Origin of the sequence: Psychromonas sp. B3M02 (assembly GCF_003318165.1) — a bacterium.
In the GTDB taxonomy this organism is placed as follows: domain Bacteria; phylum Pseudomonadota; class Gammaproteobacteria; order Enterobacterales; family Psychromonadaceae; genus Psychromonas.
This window is the reverse complement of sequence record NZ_QOCB01000024.1, coordinates 1-20,750: the sequence shown is the minus strand read 5'-3', so window position 1 is coordinate 20,750 and position 20,750 is coordinate 1. Positions and strand designations below refer to the sequence as shown.

General features: G+C 38.8%; 16 protein-coding genes and 1 tRNA gene. 9 read left to right on the top strand and 8 right to left on the bottom strand.

Annotated features, from left to right (window positions below):
- Positions 1–29: 29 nt before the first annotated feature.
- The 5 genes from sucA to sdhC are packed head-to-tail and all read right to left on the bottom strand — an operon-like array spanning position 30 to position 6,106.
- Positions 30–2,843, bottom strand: coding sequence for a 2-oxoglutarate dehydrogenase E1 component (gene sucA / locus DS885_RS03460; protein WP_113818012.1), 2,814 nt, complete (start codon positions 2,841–2,843; stop codon positions 30–32).
- A 53-nt stretch (positions 2,844–2,896) separates the two neighbouring features.
- Entirely contained in the window at positions 2,897–3,613 is a 717-nt protein-coding gene (locus DS885_RS03455; RefSeq protein WP_113818011.1) for a succinate dehydrogenase iron-sulfur subunit, read from the bottom strand.
- A 13-nt stretch (positions 3,614–3,626) separates the two neighbouring features.
- Entirely contained in the window at positions 3,627–5,393 is a 1,767-nt protein-coding gene (gene sdhA, locus DS885_RS03450; RefSeq protein ID WP_113818010.1) for a succinate dehydrogenase flavoprotein subunit, read from the bottom strand.
- Positions 5,394–5,738: a succinate dehydrogenase, hydrophobic membrane anchor protein gene (gene sdhD, locus DS885_RS03445; protein ID WP_113818009.1), complete on the bottom strand. Its 345-nt coding sequence runs from the start codon at positions 5,736–5,738 to the stop codon at positions 5,394–5,396.
- Positions 5,732–6,106 (bottom strand): succinate dehydrogenase, cytochrome b556 subunit, encoded by a 375-nt coding sequence (gene sdhC, locus DS885_RS03440; protein ID WP_113818008.1) that lies wholly within the window; start codon positions 6,104–6,106, stop codon positions 5,732–5,734. The genes sdhD and sdhC overlap by 7 nt, the downstream gene beginning before the upstream one ends.
- A gap of 380 nt (positions 6,107–6,486) precedes the next feature.
- Between sdhC and gltA the strand changes: the two genes are divergently transcribed.
- Together gltA and aat are read left to right on the top strand one after the other, a co-directional pair.
- The gene (gene gltA, locus DS885_RS03435; protein ID WP_113818007.1) at positions 6,487–7,764 is read left to right on the top strand and encodes a citrate synthase; all 1,278 of its coding nucleotides are present in this window, start codon (positions 6,487–6,489) and stop codon (positions 7,762–7,764) included.
- An 83-nt stretch (positions 7,765–7,847) separates the two neighbouring features.
- On the top strand, positions 7,848–8,555 hold the full coding sequence (gene aat / locus DS885_RS03430; RefSeq protein WP_113818006.1) for a leucyl/phenylalanyl-tRNA--protein transferase: 708 nt from the start codon (positions 7,848–7,850) through the stop codon (positions 8,553–8,555).
- Between the two features lie 50 nt (positions 8,556–8,605).
- Here aat and DS885_RS03425 read toward each other — a convergent pair whose 3' ends face one another.
- Entirely contained in the window at positions 8,606–9,004 is a 399-nt protein-coding gene (locus DS885_RS03425; protein ID WP_258546835.1) for a CBS domain-containing protein, read from the bottom strand.
- 122 nt (positions 9,005–9,126) lie between these two features.
- On the opposite strand from DS885_RS03425, the gene DS885_RS03420 reads away from it, so the two are divergent.
- Complete coding sequence (locus DS885_RS03420; protein WP_113818005.1) at positions 9,127–9,672, top strand: DUF2058 domain-containing protein; 546 nt, start codon at positions 9,127–9,129, stop codon at positions 9,670–9,672.
- Between the two features lie 104 nt (positions 9,673–9,776).
- Positions 9,777–12,098: a PilZ domain-containing protein gene (locus tag DS885_RS03415; protein WP_181817689.1), complete on the top strand. Its 2,322-nt coding sequence runs from the start codon at positions 9,777–9,779 to the stop codon at positions 12,096–12,098.
- A 77-nt stretch (positions 12,099–12,175) separates the two neighbouring features.
- On the opposite strand, the gene serB is transcribed toward DS885_RS03415, so the two are convergent.
- Entirely contained in the window at positions 12,176–13,195 is a 1,020-nt protein-coding gene (gene serB, locus DS885_RS03410; protein ID WP_258546834.1) for a phosphoserine phosphatase SerB, read from the bottom strand.
- A gap of 127 nt (positions 13,196–13,322) precedes the next feature.
- Between serB and DS885_RS03405 the strand changes: the two genes are divergently transcribed.
- From DS885_RS03405 to DS885_RS03385, 5 genes are all read left to right on the top strand, one after another.
- Positions 13,323–13,973, top strand: a complete 651-nt coding sequence (locus DS885_RS03405) for an AhpA/YtjB family protein (protein WP_113818003.1) — start codon at positions 13,323–13,325, stop codon at positions 13,971–13,973.
- Between the two features lie 117 nt (positions 13,974–14,090).
- Positions 14,091–14,166: transfer RNA gene (locus DS885_RS03400), tRNA-Val, on the top strand.
- 421 nt (positions 14,167–14,587) lie between these two features.
- Complete coding sequence (locus DS885_RS03395) at positions 14,588–16,225, top strand: glucan biosynthesis protein (RefSeq protein WP_441344255.1); 1,638 nt, start codon at positions 14,588–14,590, stop codon at positions 16,223–16,225.
- Positions 16,213–18,366, top strand: coding sequence for a glucans biosynthesis glucosyltransferase MdoH (gene mdoH, locus DS885_RS03390; RefSeq protein WP_113818002.1), 2,154 nt, complete (start codon positions 16,213–16,215; stop codon positions 18,364–18,366). Before DS885_RS03395 ends, mdoH begins: the two co-directional genes overlap by 13 nt.
- A 127-nt stretch (positions 18,367–18,493) precedes the next feature.
- Positions 18,494–20,032: a glucan biosynthesis protein gene (locus tag DS885_RS03385; protein ID WP_113818001.1), complete on the top strand. Its 1,539-nt coding sequence runs from the start codon at positions 18,494–18,496 to the stop codon at positions 20,030–20,032.
- A gap of 87 nt (positions 20,033–20,119) precedes the next feature.
- Here the strand turns inward: DS885_RS03385 and DS885_RS03380 are convergent, their stop codons facing one another.
- A complete protein-coding gene (locus tag DS885_RS03380) occupies positions 20,120–20,662 on the bottom strand; it encodes a GNAT family N-acetyltransferase (RefSeq protein ID WP_113818000.1) in 543 nt (180 codons plus the stop codon).
- Between the last annotated feature and the right edge of the window lie 88 nt (positions 20,663–20,750).

Here is a 20,750-nt window from a genome sequence, read left to right as displayed (position 1 = left end):
AAATTTTATATAATTAAATTTAATTTTGATTACTCTTCATCAAAACCAAGTGCTTCATTGACTAATGCTTTTTGCTGCTTAACATGCAGTGACATATAACCTACAGCAGTTGATGCCGATGCTGCACGACCTGCGTATTGCAAGTTAGCACCTTCAGGCAGAACACTTCTAAAGTTATGTTGACTACAGTACCAAGCACCTTGATTTTGTGGTTCTTCTTGACACCAAACAAATTCTTTAACATGCGCGTATTGTTCAATTATGTCGTTTAACTCGTCCATTGGGAAAGGATAAAGCTGCTCAATACGAACGATTGCAACGTTATTCAATTCTTCACTGCGACGTTTTTCTAATAATTCGTAGTAAACTTTACCACTACAAAGTATCACGCGATCTACCGCTTTAGCATCTAATTCATCCACTTCACCAATCGCATTTTGGAATGTACCAGACGATAGTTCATCTAAAGTAGATACCGCCATTGGATGACGTAATAATGATTTAGGTGACATCACGATTAGTGGACGACGCATAGATCGAATCACTTGGCGACGTAACATGTGATAAACCTGTGCTGGTGTAGAAGGTACACAAACTTGCATATTATGCTCAGCACATAATTGTAAGTAACGCTCCAAACGTGCAGATGAATGCTCAGGACCTTGACCTTCATAACCATGTGGCAGCAACACAGTCAGACCACACATACGGCCCCATTTTTGCTCACCTGATGATAAGAATTGGTCAAATACAACCTGTGCGCCATTTGCAAAGTCACCAAACTGTGCTTCCCAGATACATAGACCTTTAGGAGCTGCTGTTGAGTAACCGTATTCAAATGCTAATACCGCTTCTTCTGATAATACTGAATCATGTACATCAAAATGGCCTTGCTCATCTGAGATATTTTGAAGTGGGATATAACGGCCCGCTTCAGATTGCTCATGTAAAACAGCATGGCGATGGAAGAAAGTACCACGACCTGAATCTTGACCGACTAAGCGAATGTTGTAACGTGAATCTAGTAACGTTGCGTATGCTAAGTTTTCAGCAAAACCCCAGTCACATAATTTTTCACCACGAGCCATCATCAAACGATCTTTATAGATTTTTGCAACACGCGAGTGCTGTACTTGATCTTCAGGGTATTGGCTAATAGATTCTGCAAGCTCTCTTAAACGATCTTTTTGGAAAGATGCTTCATAAGGAGACTGCCAAGTATGTTTAAGGTAAGGTGTCCAATCAATAGAGTTTTTACCTTGCATCTCTTGCCATTCTTTAACTACACATTCGCCGTTATCTAACGCATCACGATAAGTAGTGATTAAGCTTTTCGCATCTGCACCGCTAATGACGCCTTCGCTTTCTAACTGTTTAGAGTATATTTCACGTGGTGTAGGATGCTTTTTAATCTTTTTGTACATCAAAGGCTGTGTTGCACTAGGCTCATCAGCTTCATTGTGACCATGACGGCGGTAACAAACTAAATCAATGACAACATCACGTTTAAACTTGTTGCGGAAATCAATCGCAATTTGTGTTGCATGCATAACCGCTTCAGGATCATCACCATTAACATGAAAAATAGGTGCTTGGACCATTTTTGCAATATCAGTACAGTAACGTGTAGAACGTGTATCTTCACGGTCAGAGGTAGTAAAACCAACTTGGTTATTAATCACGATACGAATAGTACCGCTTACTTTGAAGGCTCTTGCTTGTGACATATTAAATGTCTCTTGCACAACACCTTGACCAGCAATTGCCGAATCACCATGAATAGTAATAGGCAGTACACTTTCACCAATACCATTTAGACGCTCTTGACGCGCACGTACCGACCCAAGTACTACTGGGTTAACGATTTCTAAATGTGATGGGTTAAAGGCTAGTGATAGGTGGACGTTACCTTTAGGCGTTTTAAAGTCACTACTGAAACCTTGGTGATATTTCACATCACTTGAGCCATCAATATTCGCATGTTTACCAGCAAACTCATTGAAAAGATCAGTCGGTTTTTTACCTAAGACATTAACCAGTACATTTAGACGACCACGGTGAGCCATACCAATAACTACCGCTTCAGCACCCTGCTCTCCAGAGCGACGAATCAACTCCTTAAGCATTGGAACAAAAGAATCACCACCTTCTAATGAGAATCGTTTTGCACCAGGAAATTTAGAACCAATGTAACGCTCTAAGCCTTCAGCAGCTGTTAACTCTTCAAGGAAACGTTGTTTTGCTTCATTGCTAAAAGAGGGACGACTTTCACTTGATTCGATGCGATTTTGAATCCAACGCTTTTCATCTGTATCCGTGATGTGCATGTATTCCACACCTAACGAACCACAATATGTACGTTTCAAAGAAGCTACTAAATCTTTTAAGATCATCGTTTCATTGCCAGCAGCAAATGAACCTACGTTAAAGTTGGCATCAAAATCAGATCCAGTTAAATCATGGTAAAACGGGTCTAATTCTTTAATCGTTTCGCTTTTAGTTAAACCAAGTGGATCTAGGTTAGCTGCTTCATGGCCACGGTGACGGTATGCACCGATCAATTGCAACACTTTTACTTGTTTAGCATCATTATGAACAGCCCCTTGAGGAGGAGTGAAACATTTTGGCGCTTTAGCCGCATGTTTCATCTGTTCGCGGATAATGGAGTGTCGCTCTTCTGGCGTGTCACTCACACTTGGTAATTCATCAAAGACTTCACGCCAATTAGCATCCACTGAACATGGATCATCTAAATAAGACTCATAAAGGTCTTCAATATAAGTGGAATTTGCCCCGGAAAGATGCGATGAGGCTAACCAAGTTTCCATAACATTAGTTGGCATTAACGTTCCTTATATTATTATGATTATTTCACTAATCATGTGTAAATTAGTAATTAAACAGCGCGCTGTAATAACATCGATTTGATTTTACCAATTGCTTTAGTTGGGTTTAATCCTTTAGGACAAACACTAACGCAATTCATGATACTGTGACAACGAAAAACACTAAATGCATCATCTAAATTCGATAAGCGTTCTTCAGTTGCACTATCTCGGCTGTCAATGAGAAAACGATAAGCAGCTAATAAACCAGCTGGACCGATAAACTTATCAGGATTCCACCAGAATGAAGGACAAGATGTTGAACAACATGCACATAAAATACATTCGTACAAACCATCGAGTTTTTCACGTTCTTCTGGAGACTGTTTAAACTCTCCAGCAGGTGGTGTTCGGTCATCGTTAATTAAAAATGGTTTCACTTTTTCATACTGAGTATAAAACTGTGACATATCGATAACTAAATCGCGTATCACAGGCAAACCTGGTAGTGGACGGATAATTACTTTTTTGCCTGTTGATAACACATCAGACAATGGCGTAATACATGCAAGCCCATTTTTACCATTCATATTGACACCATCAGATCCACAAACACCTTCACGGCATGAACGACGGAATGACAGAGATGCATCTTTTTCTTTTAATAAAATAAGTGCATCTAATACCATCATGTCAGAACCTTCAGGTACATCTAACGATGCATCTTGCATATAAGGTTTAGCATCAACATCAGGGTTGTAACGGTAAATTGAAAAATTAATATTCATATCTATAAACCTTCTAGTAAACACGCGCTTTAGGTGGGAAAGCTTCACGTAGTACTGGCGCCATATTCACGTCACGTTTACACATACTTTCTGTTTCTGCGATATACATACTATGATGTAACCAGTTTGCATCATCACGATCGGGGAAATCGAAGCGGCTATGTGCACCACGACTTTCTGTACGGTAGTTAGCTGATTTAGCAGTCGCTAAAGCAGTTTCCATTAAATTATCTAACTCTAAACATTCGATACGATCAGTATTAAATTCACTGCTCTTATCACTTAACTTAGCATTTTTAAGACGCTTACGAATATTTTCAAGTTCAGCCAGACCTTCAGCCATCGCCGGACCATCGCGGAATACACCGAAGTTATTCTGCATACACTCTTTTAAGTCTTTGCGTATTTCGTTAGGACATTCAGTACCGTCACCTTTCTCCCAACGATTGTAGCGTTCTAATGCAGCTTCGATATTCGCTTCAGTTGGTGCTTTAGAAGTGTTTTCAACACTTAATACTTTACCAAGGTGCTTACCTGCAGCACGACCAAATACGACTAAATCTAATAAAGAGTTACCGCCTAAACGGTTAGCACCATGAACAGATACACAGGCAATTTCACCTACTGCAAACAATCCTTTTACTTCAACATCTTTACCGTCTTGATCAAGTTTCAATACTTGCCCATTAACCGTTGTAGGTACACCGCCCATCATATAATGACAAGTAGGAATAATTGGAATTGGCTCATGCACTGGATCTACATGTGCAAAAGTACGTGATAAGTCACATACACCTGGTAGACGACTTTCTAGAACCTCTTTACCCAGATGATCTAATTTCAATTTAATGTGCGTCCCCCAAGGTCCCTCACATCCACGTCCTTCACGGATTTCAATCATAATTGAACGAGCAACCACATCACGACCCGCTAAATCTTTAGCGTTTGGCGCGTAACGCTCCATGAAACGTTCACCATCTTTATTTAAAAGATAACCGCCCTCTCCTCGACAACCTTCTGTTACCAAAGTTCCAGCACCAGCAATCCCTGTTGGGTGAAATTGCCACATTTCCATATCTTGTACGGGTACACCTGCACGCAGAGCCATACCAATACCATCACCTGTATTGATGTGTGCATTGGTTGTTGAAGCGTAAATACGACCAGCACCACCTGTTGCCAGCACAGTAGCTTGTGCTTTAAACATACATACTTCACCGGTTTCTATTTCAATGGCAGTACAACCAACCACATCACCATCATCATTTTTAACTAAATCAAGTGCGTACCATTCAGAAAACACGGTCGTTTTATTTTTAATATTTTGTTGGTATAAGGTATGTAACAAAGCATGACCAGTTCGGTCAGCAGCAGCAGCAGTACGTGCGGCTTGTTCGCCACCAAACTCTTTAGATTGACCACCGAAAGGACGTTGGTACACAGAGCCATTTTCAAAACGAGAAAACGGTAATCCCATATTTTCAAGTTCACGTACTGCTTCAGGCCCTTCGTTACACATATATTCAATAGCGTCTTGATCACCAATGAAGTCAGAACCTTTAACCGTATCGTACATATGCCACTGCCAATTATCTTCATGTGCATTACCTAACGCAACAGTAATACCACCCTGAGCAGATACAGTGTGAGAGCGCGTTGGGAATACTTTACTGATCAACGCACAGCTTTTTCCTTCTTGCGAAATTGATAATGCCGCGCGCATACCTGCACCACCAGCACCAATTACAATCGCATCAAATTCTCTAATTGGTAAACTCACTTAAACACCCCACAAAATTACAAAGCCAAAAATAACATACGCAAATGCCACTGTTGTTAACACAAACTGTAATGTGCCACGAAGTAACGTACATTTAACGTAATCCGTTAGTACTTGCCATAGTCCGATCCATGCATGTACTAACATCGCAACTAAAGCTAATAGGGTCATTACTTTAGTGAATGTTAATGAGAAAAAGCCTGTCCAAACTTGGTAAGTTAGGTCTGCAGTTGCTACAAAGCCCACAAGATATAAAATGTAGGCTAATAGAATAACTGCACTGGCACGTATCAAGATGTAATCATGTACACCACTTCGTCCAAAAGTACCTGCGATTTTTACCATACTAAAATCCCCGCTAAGATTGATAATACAACAGTGATACCGAAGCCCACTTTTGCACTTAATGAAGCACTGTCTAACTCTTCCCAATGACCCAAATCTTGAATCATGTGACGAATACCAAAGACTGCATGGTATGCCAAGCCAGTTAATGCTCCCCAAAAGATAAATTCAACGATAAACATATCAAGGTAACCTTGAACACGTTGGAAATCTTCAGCGGATGATAATGAACAGTTTAGAAGGATGAGGAATATTGCTAAAGCAATAAAAACGATGATCCCAGATACACGATGCAAAATAGAAGCAATGGCGGTAATGGGAAATTTAACCGTGGATAGGTCTAAGTTTTTGGGTCTCTCTTTGCGCACAATTTATCTCTTTATTAATGGCCAAAAGTTAGGGGTTGGTTTACAGACGCTATTGTTATCACAATGTTAACAACTTGTGATGGTCAATTCTATCTTTTGTGAGCTAAGCACGAAAAAAAACAAACTTTGTGACAGATAAAACACAAAAAATAATTAACTCAAACATCAGGATATCAGAGACTTGAACGAACTTGTAGTCCTAATTTTGTTAATGGATTTTAAGGTGTAAAAGTTGCTTAGTATCTCGCAAAGGTTAAATGTTAAATTTGACAATCTGAAATTTAGACTGTAAAAATATGCCATCAAAATACGGACTAATAATAAAGATAATAAGATATAGAAGATAAGAATCATTATAATTTACAGACAAGGGGAAAATAATGTCGGATAAAATCGCAATACTTCAGTTACCAGGGCAAGAGCCTGTTGAACTTCCTATTCATCAAGGATCTGCTGGTAACGATGTAATTGATATCCGTAGCTTAGGTCAGTCAGGCTACTTCACTTACGATCCTGGTTTTCTAGCAACAGCTTCTTGTGAATCTGCAATTACTTACATCGATGGTGAAAAAGGTGTTCTATTACACCGCGGTTACGCAATCGATGAATTAGCTGAAAAGTCAGATTATCTAGAAGTATGTTACCTACTCTTAAACGGTAAATTACCGACAGAAGATGAGTTCGCGAAATTCAAACACACTGTATTACATCATACTATGTTGCATGAGCAACTTGTCGCATTCTACCGTGGCTTCCGCCGTGATTCACATCCAATGGCGATCATGGTTGGTGTAGTTGGCGCACTTTCAGCTTTCTACCATGACTCTTTAGATGTTGCTAATGAATCATGTCGTGAAATTGCTGCTTTCCGTCTAATCTCTAAAGTACCAACGCTTGCAGCGATGAGTTACAAATATTCAGTTGGCCAACCATTCATGTACCCTGATAACACATTATCTTATGCGGGTAACTTCTTAAAAATGATGTTTGGTATTCCATGTGAAGAGTATGTTGTTAATCCAGTATTAGAAAGCGCAATGGATAAAATTTTAATCCTTCATGCAGACCATGAGCAAAATGCTTCTACCTCTACAGTACGTTTAGCAGGTTCTTCAGGTGCTAACCCATTTGCTTGTATTGCTGCTGGTATCGCATCATTATGGGGCCCTGCTCACGGTGGTGCAAACGAAGCTTGTTTAGCAATGTTAGAAGAGATTGGTAGCGTTGACCGCATTCCAGAGTTTGTTGCTAAAGCAAAAGACAAGAATGACCCGTTCCGCCTAATGGGCTTCGGTCATCGCGTATACAAAAACCATGATCCACGTGCTACTGTAATGCGTAAAACTTGCCATGAAGTATTAGAAGAATTAAACATCGATGATCCACTTTTAGATGTAGCAATGGAATTAGAGCGCATTGCGTTAGAAGACCCATACTTCATAGAGAAAAAACTATACCCTAACGTAGATTTCTACTCAGGTATCGTTTTACGCGCAATGGGTATCCCACGTACCATGTTTACAGTTATCTTTGCTGTATCTCGTACTATCGGTTGGATTTCTCATTGGAAAGAGATGCTTGATCAACCAGGTCAAAAAATTGGTCGTCCTCGTCAGTTATACACTGGTGAAACTGACTTAAAATACCCAGAAAAGTAATTAATAGTCACACCACTTAGTGGTAAACTATAATCTTAAGCCAGTCTCTTGACTGGCTTTTTTATGGAGTTCACTGACCAACAATGACAAAACGTTTAATTGTACTATCTGAAGATAACTTATCTTTTCCTGACCCAGAAAATGCGTTAGATGATCCCGATGGTTTATTAGCGATTGGGGGAGACTTATCCGTACCCCGCCTTCACAATGCTTATCAACAAGCTGTATTCCCCTGGTTTTCTGAAGGAGAACCTATTTTATGGTGGAGCCCTAAACAGCGTGCAGTGATCAAGCCTAAAGAGGTTCATATTAGCAAAAGCATGGCTAAATTTATTCGTCAAACCACACTAACGGTCACCATTAATCACGCTTTTACTGAGGTTATTAAGGCATGTTCTCAGCCACGTAAAACGCAAGCAGAAACCTGGATCAGCTCTGATATCATCCATGCTTACGCTGAGTTGCATCAACAAGGCAAAGCACACTCGATTGAAGTCTGGTTGGACAAACAACTTGTTGGTGGTTTATACGGTGTTAATGTCGGTGCTATTTTTTGTGGGGAGTCGATGTTTCATCGCCATACTAATGCCTCAAAATTAGCTTTCATTGCATTATGCCAACATTTTCAACAACATGGCGGACACTTGATCGATTGCCAAATGAGCACGCCGCACCTAGCCAGTTTAGGCGTCAAAGAAGCTTCACGTGGCGAGTTTTTGAACGCGTTATCACAGTTTAAATCGCAGGCTATTACAGAGAGTTGCTGGGATAAACAGTCTCTAACTGTTTAATAATGAATATAAAACAGCGCACTACTTCAGTACGCTGTTATATCTTCTTCTTAGAGTTGTGATTTAATGGCTTTTAACACCATTTTTCGAGTAATTAACCCTACATAGACATTATCCTCATCCAATACAGGGTACATTTTAGGTTTTTCTTTGATCATCTTTTGCGCTAAATCAACGATACTCAACGTTGAATGAATGCTCAATGGCGCGCTAGACATCACATCTTCAACCAAAGCTGAATGGTCACTGTAATAACTTGCCTCAATTAATTTTGCCATACAATCTTGTTCTGATAGCCAACCAACAACATGTCCCTGTTCATTCACTACTGGCCCCCCAATTAGATTTGAATTTAACAACTTGTCCACTGCTGTTTGTAAGTTCATCTCTTTTGTGAAGGCAATGCTTTTACCAGACATGAATTGTTTCACCTGTAAATTATCTAACATATTAAGATCCCTCATTTTTTATGTTGTTTTTTAAATCTAGACCATTTTAATAACAAAGTCGACATTGCAAATTATATAGTGTGATAAACTAACCTTTTCAAATTTCAGCAAAGGGTTTCAATATGGCTTCATTACAGGATCAATTAATGAATTCAGGCTTAGTCAATAAGCAAAAGGCAAAACAAGCACAAACGGAAAAACGCCGTCAAGCAAAGCAAAAGAAGAAAAAAGGCACAGTAGCAGTTTCTGATGTGCAAAAAGCTATTCAAGAAAAAGCAGAACTACAAAAGCAGAAAGATTTAGAGAATAATCAGCAAACCCAACAGGAGCTTGCTGTTAGAGCCGCACACGGAAAACTGATTCAAATGATCGCGCAGCATTGTGAAAAAGATTATCAAGGAGATCTGGATTACCATTTCACCTATGACAATAAAGTGAAACGTATTGCTGTAACACCTAAAATCCAACAAGGTTTGATCAAAGGCAGTTTTGCGATTTGTGTATTAAATGAAGAGTTTTACTTAATTAACAAAGAAGCAACAGAAAAACTACGCGCTATTGATGAATCAGTCTTAGTGGCTTTGCATGATCAAAGTCAAGTTGAAGAAACCAGCGATGAAGACGATCCGTATGCAGAATTTGCTATTCCAGATGACTTGATGTGGTAAAAATATAAGAGAAATAAACGACTTATTGCTAGTAGTAGATAAATTAACTATTATTTACTACTAGATTACCCATGCACGGCCCACCAAGCGAGATAGCAATATTTATGAACTTCAAGGATTACCAACCTCAAATCAATGCATTAATACCCTATAGAAATAAACCAGATTTCAATAGCATGCTTGATAAAATATTTTTTGGGGAGAGTCAAAGTGATAAATTCCTAGTAAAAATGGAAGTGAATCGCTTAGTAAAACCTTGTACACGTATTATAGACTTACGTGAAAAAGTGATTGATAAAGCAGAGCAATACGAACACCTTGATATTACGCATTATTTAACTGTCTCTGCAAATAAAGCCCTAAAAGCAGCGTTAAAACTGTATGGTGGTTACACAATAGGCGTTTATGAGCATGTGTTAAATCATGTGCAAAAAGTGAAGCAGATTCAAAATGAAAAAGCATTACAAGCTAATGTGCTAGAAGTTAATGAAAACATTACCGAAAATATCGAGCTCAATAATCATCGCAGGCAAGCCGCTGCGCGGATGTTTTTTGTTTCTAAAGTAAATATCGTGTTAGCCAATGGTGATGTACTTGCTGCCGCCACTTCCAATATTTCCGTGACGGGAATAAAAGTTAAATTACCAGAGCAAGAACAACACTTAGCCGATCAACTCGTTCAGGTCATCTTCACTGGGTTAAGCAATGACTATAAAGACAAAGCGATCAGCAATAAAAAAATCAATTATCGATTAGTAAAACAACAGCAAGAGCGTACCGGTTTTTACCTGTATTTGAATATAGAAGATGATAAACCAGATTTTGTAAAATTTATTCAAGGTTTTATTCGTTCAAACCAACACAAGTATAAGTTAGATGTACTTTATTACTTTAGAGTTGCGCGTGAAAAGGCATTAAAAAACAGCACATTGAATGCTTTGAACACCCTACCTATTTTTTTAAACGCAGAAGCAAACAAACCTATTCTGTTCATGCTACGAAATGCCGTTAATAAAGAGGTTTTAAATCAATGGCGTTGTAATAATTCGAATCAATTGCCCTTTCTATTTAGTACTGCACGTTTAGCTGCATTACTAAACACAACGGACACACTAATAACGACTACGGTTTATAGCTTCACTTACATTAAAGACGGTGAAGAGTACCTGCTCTCGGCCACCGAGCAAGAATTACAAGCGCAAGGTTTAAAGCACCTATTTATTGAATATGGTAGAAACCAAACTAACTGGCATTGTTACCATCTCACTTTACAACCTTATACCTATCAAGCCGTTAAAAATTATCAGTTAACTGACGTTCGCCCTAAAATTTTCAGCGGTATTTCACATGTGGCAACATTGACCGAAATAGCAACCGATGAAATCATCTCTGTTAACCCTAAAGCTGATAAAGGTAACCCTAATTTACTTAACCGATTTGTGCATAAAGAGACAGAGCAAGGATTTACGCCTACATATGATCTATTTCCGGATGAGTTAAGAAAAGAGGAACGTTACAGTTATACAAGTAACATAGCGCTTAATATTGCTGGGCAAACGTTCACTGCCAAAGTTATTGATTTTTCAGGTTCTGGGCTAAAAATTGCGTTAGCCGCCCCTAAAGCAATAGCAAAACGTAGCCTGATCAAAATTGATTTCACTGATTTACAAAAAGTAACTAAACAACATACGCTCACTAATATCGAATATCGTGTGGTTTCCAGTAGTGCAAAGCATCTCTATCACTTACAAATAGCATCAAGTGAAAGCTATAAAACCATGAAACAGTTCTTTACGCTTTTAGTGAAGAGTAATCCAGCACACTTTAAAGAGATCCCACTTAAGTCACACAAGCAGCCCGTGACTCCGCGTTTACATGAGGCAGCAGAAGCGGCACTTCACCCTGCATTCTTTTATGTAGCAATCACTAATGGTAAGCCGACTATCAGCTTTTCTTCCATTACAGAGTCATCTCGCTCATTAAAGCAACTCTTTAACTTCGACTGTAAGAGCGCGAACCAAAATAACCATATAGCACTTTCTAATAACAAACTATTAGACCGTATTCTCTTTACTCCATTACGTGAAAGCACCATAAGTAATACACCATTCACTATCGAACGCAGTATTTACGTTAAAAAAGTCAAAGATGATAATAATAAATGGAAAATTGAAAGTTACTTAGATGAAGATTTTGAATCAGAATTTGCGAAAAGAGAGTTTATTGTAGAACACAAAAAACTTAAACAACTGCAAATACTACATTACCGACTCAGTACCATCGATGTGCCTAATTTAACGTTAATTAAGTCAGAAATGGATATTATCTCCTGTCACGCAATACATTTAACTAAACGTTTAGAAGAAGAGTTATTGAATATCAAAGTAATGCTACAAGTCATAGATAGAACAGAACAAGTTTTATAAATGTTTATCAGTCAACTGACTTAATAGCGTAGTCATGAGTAGCCTATTGTAACAATACGCTACTCATTATTAAGCGATTACGCTAAAGGTAAAGAAGCATGTAATAAACCTAACGCCCCTTCTAAATCCAAGTTATTTAAAGCAACAGACGCTTTCTCTTGTACAATTGGCTTAGCATGGATTGCAATGCCTAAAGATGAAGCAGCCATCATCACTAAATCATTAGCACCATCGCCAATTGCAACGGTTTGTGACATAGGAATATCAAACTTCTCCGCTAACTCTTGTAAAGTGCGCGCTTTCACATCAGCATTAACGATTTCACCTGTTACTTGACCTGTTAAGGTATTATCGACAATCTCTAACGTATTTGCATAAGCCGCATCAAAGCCGTGATCGTCTTTTAATCTGTTAGCAAAATAAGTGAATCCACCCGAGGCAATAGCCACTTTCCAATTTGCTGCTTTTAGGCCGGCAATTAAAGCGACGAGACCAGGCATCAATGGCATATTGTCAGCGACTTCTTTAATTACACTTTCAGGTGCATTTGCTAATTTTCCAACACGAGTACGTAAACTTTCATTAAAGTCTAGTTCTCCGCGCATCGCAGCCGCGGTAACAGCAGAAACTTGTTCCCCTACTCCATATAAACGCGCAATTTCATCAATACACTCTATTTGGATTGTAGTTGAATCCATATCCATTAATACCAAACCAGGCTTAGCAAAATCGGGTAAGCTTGCTACTAAGGCATAATCAACAGCCGCTTCCTGAGCAAACTGTTTAATTGCAGTATTTAAATCCTCTTTACTTTTATTTAGAGATAATCTGACTAAATTAACGCCTTCAACTTGGCTAATATGACTCACTTTAGCCTGACTAACTGCATTCTCAACTAACAAATTAGTTAACGTATTCAACGTATTTGTGTTTAAATCAGTTCCCATTAAGACTAACTCAGATTGAGTAGCTATATCATTTGAGTCATTAATCAAGAATAATGCATGGTGATTTTCAATCATTGATTGTAAATCAGATTTCCATTGCATAATTGAAATAGGGTTTGAAGGGAGTTGAAGTGTTATAGTCGTTTCCACTGTAAGATGCCTATGGGTTAATTATTGTAAGATTCTGTTATAAAAACAGAATAAAAAGATGAGTCACAAGATAACGATTGCTAATTTATAATGCAAGTCTAGATAGTGTAACGAAAGGGTTAAAGATATGGGTAAGAAATTTTTTTGGATAGTACGACTGTCACAAATAGCAGCAATATTATGCCTATTTGCAATCATTGCTTACCAATTTAATAGCCTACAGAATGAATCTAACGGCGTTCGTTACCAACAAACCGAAAAATTTTCGTACTCACTTACCAATTTAGCCGCAGCAGAGGCTTCACGCTATTTAGCGCAAAAAAACCAAGACGACTTAAAATTATTGATTGATGACCTAAGTGATGACCCAATTGTCAGAGATGCCACCATCTACGATGAATTTGGTAAAATTATTTATCAGTCAGAAAAAGTATTACCCTTACCTGAGTTATTACAATTAGATGAAGAAAATACAACAAAAGTTGAAGGGGTTATTCCACATATTGCCGAGCTGTACTCTGACAATACTAAAATTGGTTATATTCGTGTGACACTCGAGCAAGGGAAAATACTAAGCTTAATTGAAAGCTATCAAGAACGTGGTCTATCAATTTTGAGTCTATTAACCCTACTCGCCTTTATTGCAGGTATGTTATTAACCATCGTTTTTTATAAAAGAGTTAATATTATCTACAAACAATCACTAGCAGAAATTCCAAAATTGATTGAACGTACAAAAACCGAAGCGGCTAAATGGCAGAAAACGGAGCATAAATAAGCACTTAAGCATGCCAGCGCACAAAAATACATCAAACAAACTAAACTTCGCAAAGTTTTATTGACAGTCCCCCAGAGATAAAGCAAAATCACTTTGCTTTCAACAGCTTCTTAATAAGCTCGCTTAACTCAGTTGGTAGAGTGCCGCCATGACATGGCGTAGGTCACTGGTTCAAGTCCAGTAGCGAGCACCACTCTTTAGTTTCATCTCATACAAAAATAAATCTCATTCACTTACCCCCTTAAATTTTAGAACCGATCTCATCACAGCTAAATCTTATAGATTTGACTAAAATTATTTAAAGTTAAAGCTTTCCCCTTCTTTATTAAAAAACAACATTCATCTCCCCTTAAAACCTATACAACCTTCTGACAAACAATAATTATCAATTTAATGTGTAATTAAAATGAAACTATTAAAATTAAAGGCTGTCTTTAATCTGAGTGTGTATTTATCACTACTGTAATTGATTGTATTCAATACAAACGGTATTTAATTATCACTCAGTCATTATATGGATAGTTTTCTTAATCTTTATCTAACTTATTTCAGGTCAAATAAAACAAGTCCATTGATGAGTGTGATTATTCTTACTAAGTAAAATCTTATTTCAACTGTTAGCCATTTTGGTCATAACTGGAGAGTTAAATTATATGTCATTGTTATCTACAAGCATGCGTCATTTTACTTTAAAAAAATTGATAGTAATAAGCAGTTTGTTGCCCAGTTTGGCAATCTCTGATACCACTTTTATTAATGAGACTTTACCAAATGCACAAGCGGCAGATACGCCGAATATTATCTATGCAGTAAATGGAGAATTTAATCGTAATACGGTGATTAATTTAGCGCGTGATTTGGCTAAAGAGTCATATCAAGAACCTGACTCTACACTACCTGCTGAATTACAAGACCTGAACTATGACCAGTACCGAGATATCCGCTTTAACCCAAATGCGTCTATTTGGAAAAATCAATCATTACCTTTTCAAATGCAGCTTTTTCATCGTGGTTTTTACTTTAAAGAAACGGTAGAGGTCGCTATCGTAGAAAATGGCCAATCACAGCATTTACGTTATAACCCTGAAATGTTTACCACAGGAGAAGTAATGCAACGTGCCCTGCCTAATGCCGATGTTGGTTTTGCAGGTATTCGCTTACATAACCCGTTAAATTCACCAGATTACTATGATGAAGTCGCAGTATTTCAAGGTGGTAGTTATTTCCGCTCTCTAGGTAAACACCAAGGTTATGGCTTGTCAGCACGTGGTTTGGCACTGAAAACGGCCGATCCTGAAGGGGAGGAGTTTCCCGCTTTTCGCGCATTTTGGATTGAGAAACCAGCCAATGATAGTAGCTCGATCGTTGTTTATGCTTTGTTAGATAGTCCAAGTACCACTGGTGCTTACCGCTTTACGATTCGCCCTGGCGATAACACTGTAATGGATGTTGAAGCTACCCTATTTCCTCGTGAAGATTTAGATAAAGTAGGCCTCGCGCCCGCAACCAGTATGTTTATGTTCTCTTCTTACGACCGAGACCAAGTAGATGACTTTCGTCCGCGGGTTCACGACTCAGACGGATTATTAATGATTAACGGACGTGGAGATAGATTATGGCGCCCTTTACGTAACCCTAATAACTTAGAGATCAGTGCGTTTAGTGATAATGGTCCCCTTGGTTTTGGTTTAATTCAACGAAACCGTAATTTTAATAATTTTCAAGATTTAGAAGCCAAATATGAGCAACGTCCTAGTTTATGGGTTGAACCTTTAGGTGACTGGGCAAGAGGCTCTGTTGTATTAGTTGAAATCCCAACAGACTCTGAAGTTAACGATAATATAGTTGCTTATTGGGCACCTAACGAGGTGATACCTGCAGGCTCGGAATACCATTTTGCTTATCGTTTATTGTGGGGACAAGCACCCTCACCGAATAAAGGTGAAGCAATCGTTGAAGCAACTCGAAATGGTCGAGCAAGTATTAATGGACCAACTGAAAAACGTTTATTTGTTATTGACTACCGTTTTCCAAATCCAACTGACAACACCAACAATCAAAACCCTACTGCGCACATCGAAAATACAGCGGGTGAAATCCATAACGTGGTTGTCGCTAAAAACCACAATAATGGATACCGTGTTACTTTTGAGCTTGATCCACTTGATGCAGAATTAATTGAATTGAGATTAGACTTACAGTTTACCGATGGCAGAAAAGCGGAAGATTGGATGTATCAATGGACAAAATAATAGATAAAAAAGCAACTCAATCTGTGTGGAAATCCGTTCAACCAGGCATGCCAGATGAACATTTCAAAGAGATGCCCATTCAAACATTAAGTCACTTTGATGCCAGCAGTCAACGCGCTAGCGTTAATCCTAATGGGGTTCGTTCTCAAGCGTTAAGAAGATGGGTCGTGCTAGGGTCATCATTGTTATTGTCTGTTTGGGGCATTAATGAAATGCATGCGGTGTTAGGTGCGAATAACATGACCTTTATTCAATATGTATTTCTGGTTTTATTTGCCCTAACCTTCAGCTGGATAACTATCTCTTTCAGTGCGTCGATTGTTGGCTTCTTTTTAGTATTCAAACAACGCCGAAGAAAACCACAACGCATGGATAATAAATTAGTCGGCCGAACCGCTGTATTAATGCCCACCTACAATGAAGATCCAGATCGTATTTATGCCTCTATTGAAGTGATGGCAACAGCCATCGAACAAGCAGGAGATAATGCTGCATTTGATTGGTTTGTGATGAGTGACACGACAGATCCCGATGTGGCATTAAAGGAGGAAGCTTGTTTTCATCAATTACGTAAACGTGTAAACAATACTATCAAGGTATATTATCGACGACGTCAAAAAAATACAGCAAGAAAAGTGGGTAATATTACAGACTTTTGTACGCGTTGGGGGTCAAGTTACGACCATTTATTAGTACTAGATGCAGATAGCTTGATGGAAGCAGATACCATGCTTGAGTTAGCTCGGCGTATGGAGGCGGATCCAGATTCTGGCTTAATTCAAACTATTCCTCAATTAATTAATGGCACAACATTAATGGCCAGGTTACAACAATTTGCAGCTTGTGTTTATGGTCCTGTTGTTGGTGGCGGCTTGGCGTGGTGGACTCATAAAGAAGGTAACTTTTGGGGGCACAATGCAATTATCCGCACAGAGGCGCTTATGTCTGCGGCGGGTTTACCCGATATTAAAGGAGCCCCACCATTCGGTGGTCATATTTTAAGCCATGACTTTGTTGAGGCATCATTAATTAGACGAGCAGGCTGGAGTGTCACCATTGCAGCCGACCTCTATGGTTCCTACGAAGAGTGCCCTCCTTCTATCACAGATTTAGCCATTCGAGACCGTCGCTGGTGCCAAGGTAACTTACAACATACCCGTATTATAACGGCAAAGGGTCTGCATTGGGTGAGTCGTTCACATTTGTTAACGGGGATAATGTCTTATATCTCTTCTCCGTTATGGCTGATGTTAATTCTAGTAGGGTTAGCGCTCTCTTTACAGGCTGAATATATTCGTCCTGAATACTTTGGCGATGAGTTTTCGTTATTTCCTACCTGGCCGCAAATGGATGCTGCTCGTGCCTTGAGCCTCTTCGCCTTTACCATGGTGATACTTTTTGTCCCTAAAACCTTAGGGTTAATTTCATACTTAATTCATAGCCCCTTAAGAAAAAGTTGTGGAGGTGGATTCATATTGATAATTAGCTTTGTTGTCGAGGTTATTTTGTCAGCCATGATCGCCCCTATTATGATGTTGATTCATAGCGGTGCAGTTTTATCTATTTTGATGGGCCAAGACTCAGGTTGGAATCCACAAAGACGCGACGACGGCAGTTTACCGATTAAACATCTGATTTATAGACACCGTTGGCACATGATAGCCGGTATATTATTAACGGTTGCTGGTTACCTTAATTCTTTAGCTTTGTTAGCGTGGTTGTCACCTGCCATTATCGGCATGTTGTTATCCGTTCCTTTATCAATGTTAACAAGCTCTTGGGCACTTGGTAATTTCATTAAAAAATGCAGAATATTGTCCACACAATATGAAAAAGAACAACCATCTATCCTAATTGCAATGAATGAGGCCAAAAGCATTTATGAGCAATCAGTGAACGATGCACCTGATTTAGCGCGAATGGCTTCAGATCCTAAATGGTATGCACGTCATCTCGCTGTCATCGACGCGATCCCAATTAGAAAGGCTGGACAAGTAGATATCATTGAAGCCACAGCCACAATGAAAATATCCGATGCAAAAAATGTAGCTGAAGCAGTTAGTTACCTTAATAAACAGGAACAAGCTTATGTACTTGCAACACCTGATTTATTTAAAGCATTGTCGGCTTTAGCGAGATAAACCTATCAAACATTATAATTATTTAAAAACACATATTTAGTTAAAGCTATTTCTAAAATAGTTCAGAGAGTTAATAAATGAAGTGTGGAAAACACGCACGTTTTAGAGTCAACTTATTGGAGTTTTTATGAAATTAAAATTACTTGCTGCCATCGTTTTTTCTACCTCGCTCTCATCTTACGCTTCAGAAGCAATAGATAGAACGAAGTTTACATTCGAAGATTTAAAAGCACTCGCTAAATCCTCAGCAGCTCAGCCTTATTCGCCACCGGTTAATCCAGCTCCTGAATTAATCGATAAAATGACTTATGACCAACATTGGAAAATACGTTTCAAAGATGAAAAAACTCTCTACCCAAGTGGGAAGAATGCACCTGTACAATTATTTTATCCTGGCCGTTATTTTCCTGACCCAGTAAGTATTTACACTAGAGACAAAAAAAATGGGGTCACAACGGTGCCTTTTGACAATAACATTTTTGATATGCCAGCTGATAGCCCTGCTCATGACCTTCCCAAGGGCTTTGGATTTGCAGGCTTTAGAGTAATGCGACCGGGCCTTAAACCAGATTGGATATCTTTTTTAGGCGCATCCTATTTTCGAACCGATGGTCCTGAAGGGCAATATGGGTTATCTGCTAGAGGTATTGCGATTAATACAGGCATGAACCAACCTGAGGAATTCCCACGTTTTAAAGCCTTTTGGTTAGGCCCAGCAGAAAAAGAAGGTGAAAGCTTGTCGGTTTGGGCATTGCTTGATGGTCCTTCTATAACCGGAGCCTATCGTTTTGGATTGAGCAAAGATAACAAAGAAGCCAAAGGCCATATTACCTCGGTTACCGCTAATTTATATATGCGAGCCGATGTTGAACGATTGGGAATCGCGCCCTTAACCAGTATGTATTGGTACTCAGAAACAGATAAAACCATTGCTAAAGATTGGCGTCCTGAAATCCACGACAGTGACGGTTTAGCGATTCACACCGGATCTGGACTGCAAATTTGGCGTCCACTCAATAATCCCCTGTCGGTATCGACCACTAGTTTTATTGACAACAACCCGAAAGGTTTTGGCCTCATTCAAAGAGATCGTGACTTCCAGCACTACCAAGATGATGGTGTATTCTACAACAAACGTTCATCAGCTTGGATTAAACCACAAGGTGACTGGGGGACAGGCGCTGTTCAGTTAATTGAAATTCCGACAAAGGATGAAACCTTCGATAACATAGTCGCTTATTGGGTACCTGAAAAAGCGGCCCGTAAAGGTGATGAATTCACATTCTCTTATGATATCGAATGGCGACCACTGGATCCAAAATCTAAAGAGTTAGCAAGTGTTGTTAATACACGACAAGGTTTAGGAGGTATCCCTGGGCAACCGATTCCTGAAAATATCAACAAAATGGTGATTGATTTTGAAGGCCCGCTATTAGCAGGGCTAGATCGTGACAGCGGTATCAAACCTATTGTTGAAGCCAGTAATGGTGAAATCCTAGAGCCTATTCGAGCCTATCCAATTGTTGGAACCAACCAATGGCGATTAACTTTTGACATCAAACAGGCTAATACCAACCCTGTGAATATACGCGCTTATTTAGTCAATAAACAAGGTGAATCTATCACTGAAACTTGGGTCAGTGATGTGAGAGTCAATATTCAATAATGTTAATGTTTAGTTTACGTGGCAGGTTCAACCTTGAACTGCCACGTAAATTTAATTAAAAACGCTGAGTAATAAATCGTTATCTGTTTAACAATCTATTTCAGAATATTGCATGATTTGATTGGTTAAATTATCTTGGAAACTATGATAAATCTCATCTGTTAATTCAGGGTAAGACATAATAACTAGCGGATGAGCCTCTGTTTCATTACGATAAGAAGGATGTATATGCTCTTTATCACTGACCACAAAACCCAGGCGCTGATAAAAGGCTTTACGCTTTTTAGAAATGCTATCCACGGGCGGATCTATTTCTAATAAAATGGTCTTATCTGCGACCTTTTTAAGATGTTTCAAAGTACGTGTGCCTAGGCTTTTGCCTCTTGCTAAAGGTGTGATCGCAAAATGTTCAATATAAATAAAATCATCTTTATTCCACGTTAATAAAATGCCTAACAAATCCCCTTCTAGCTTTTTAATAATAATAAAATGGTAATCGCTGTCAGTTAAAGCAGCAATCTGATCAAACTTAGCCCTTCTTTCAAAAATCGGAAAGCTCTTTTCATAAATGGCAAAAGCTTTTTCAAAATCAGGATGATGTTTATCCTCTACTCTTTCGAACACTAACATAATTTCTTACCTTGTTATTGCCAACACCCTAGCTTAAATGTTGACTTTGAATTAATCAGTAATCACCGATTAATACCAATTGTATTAA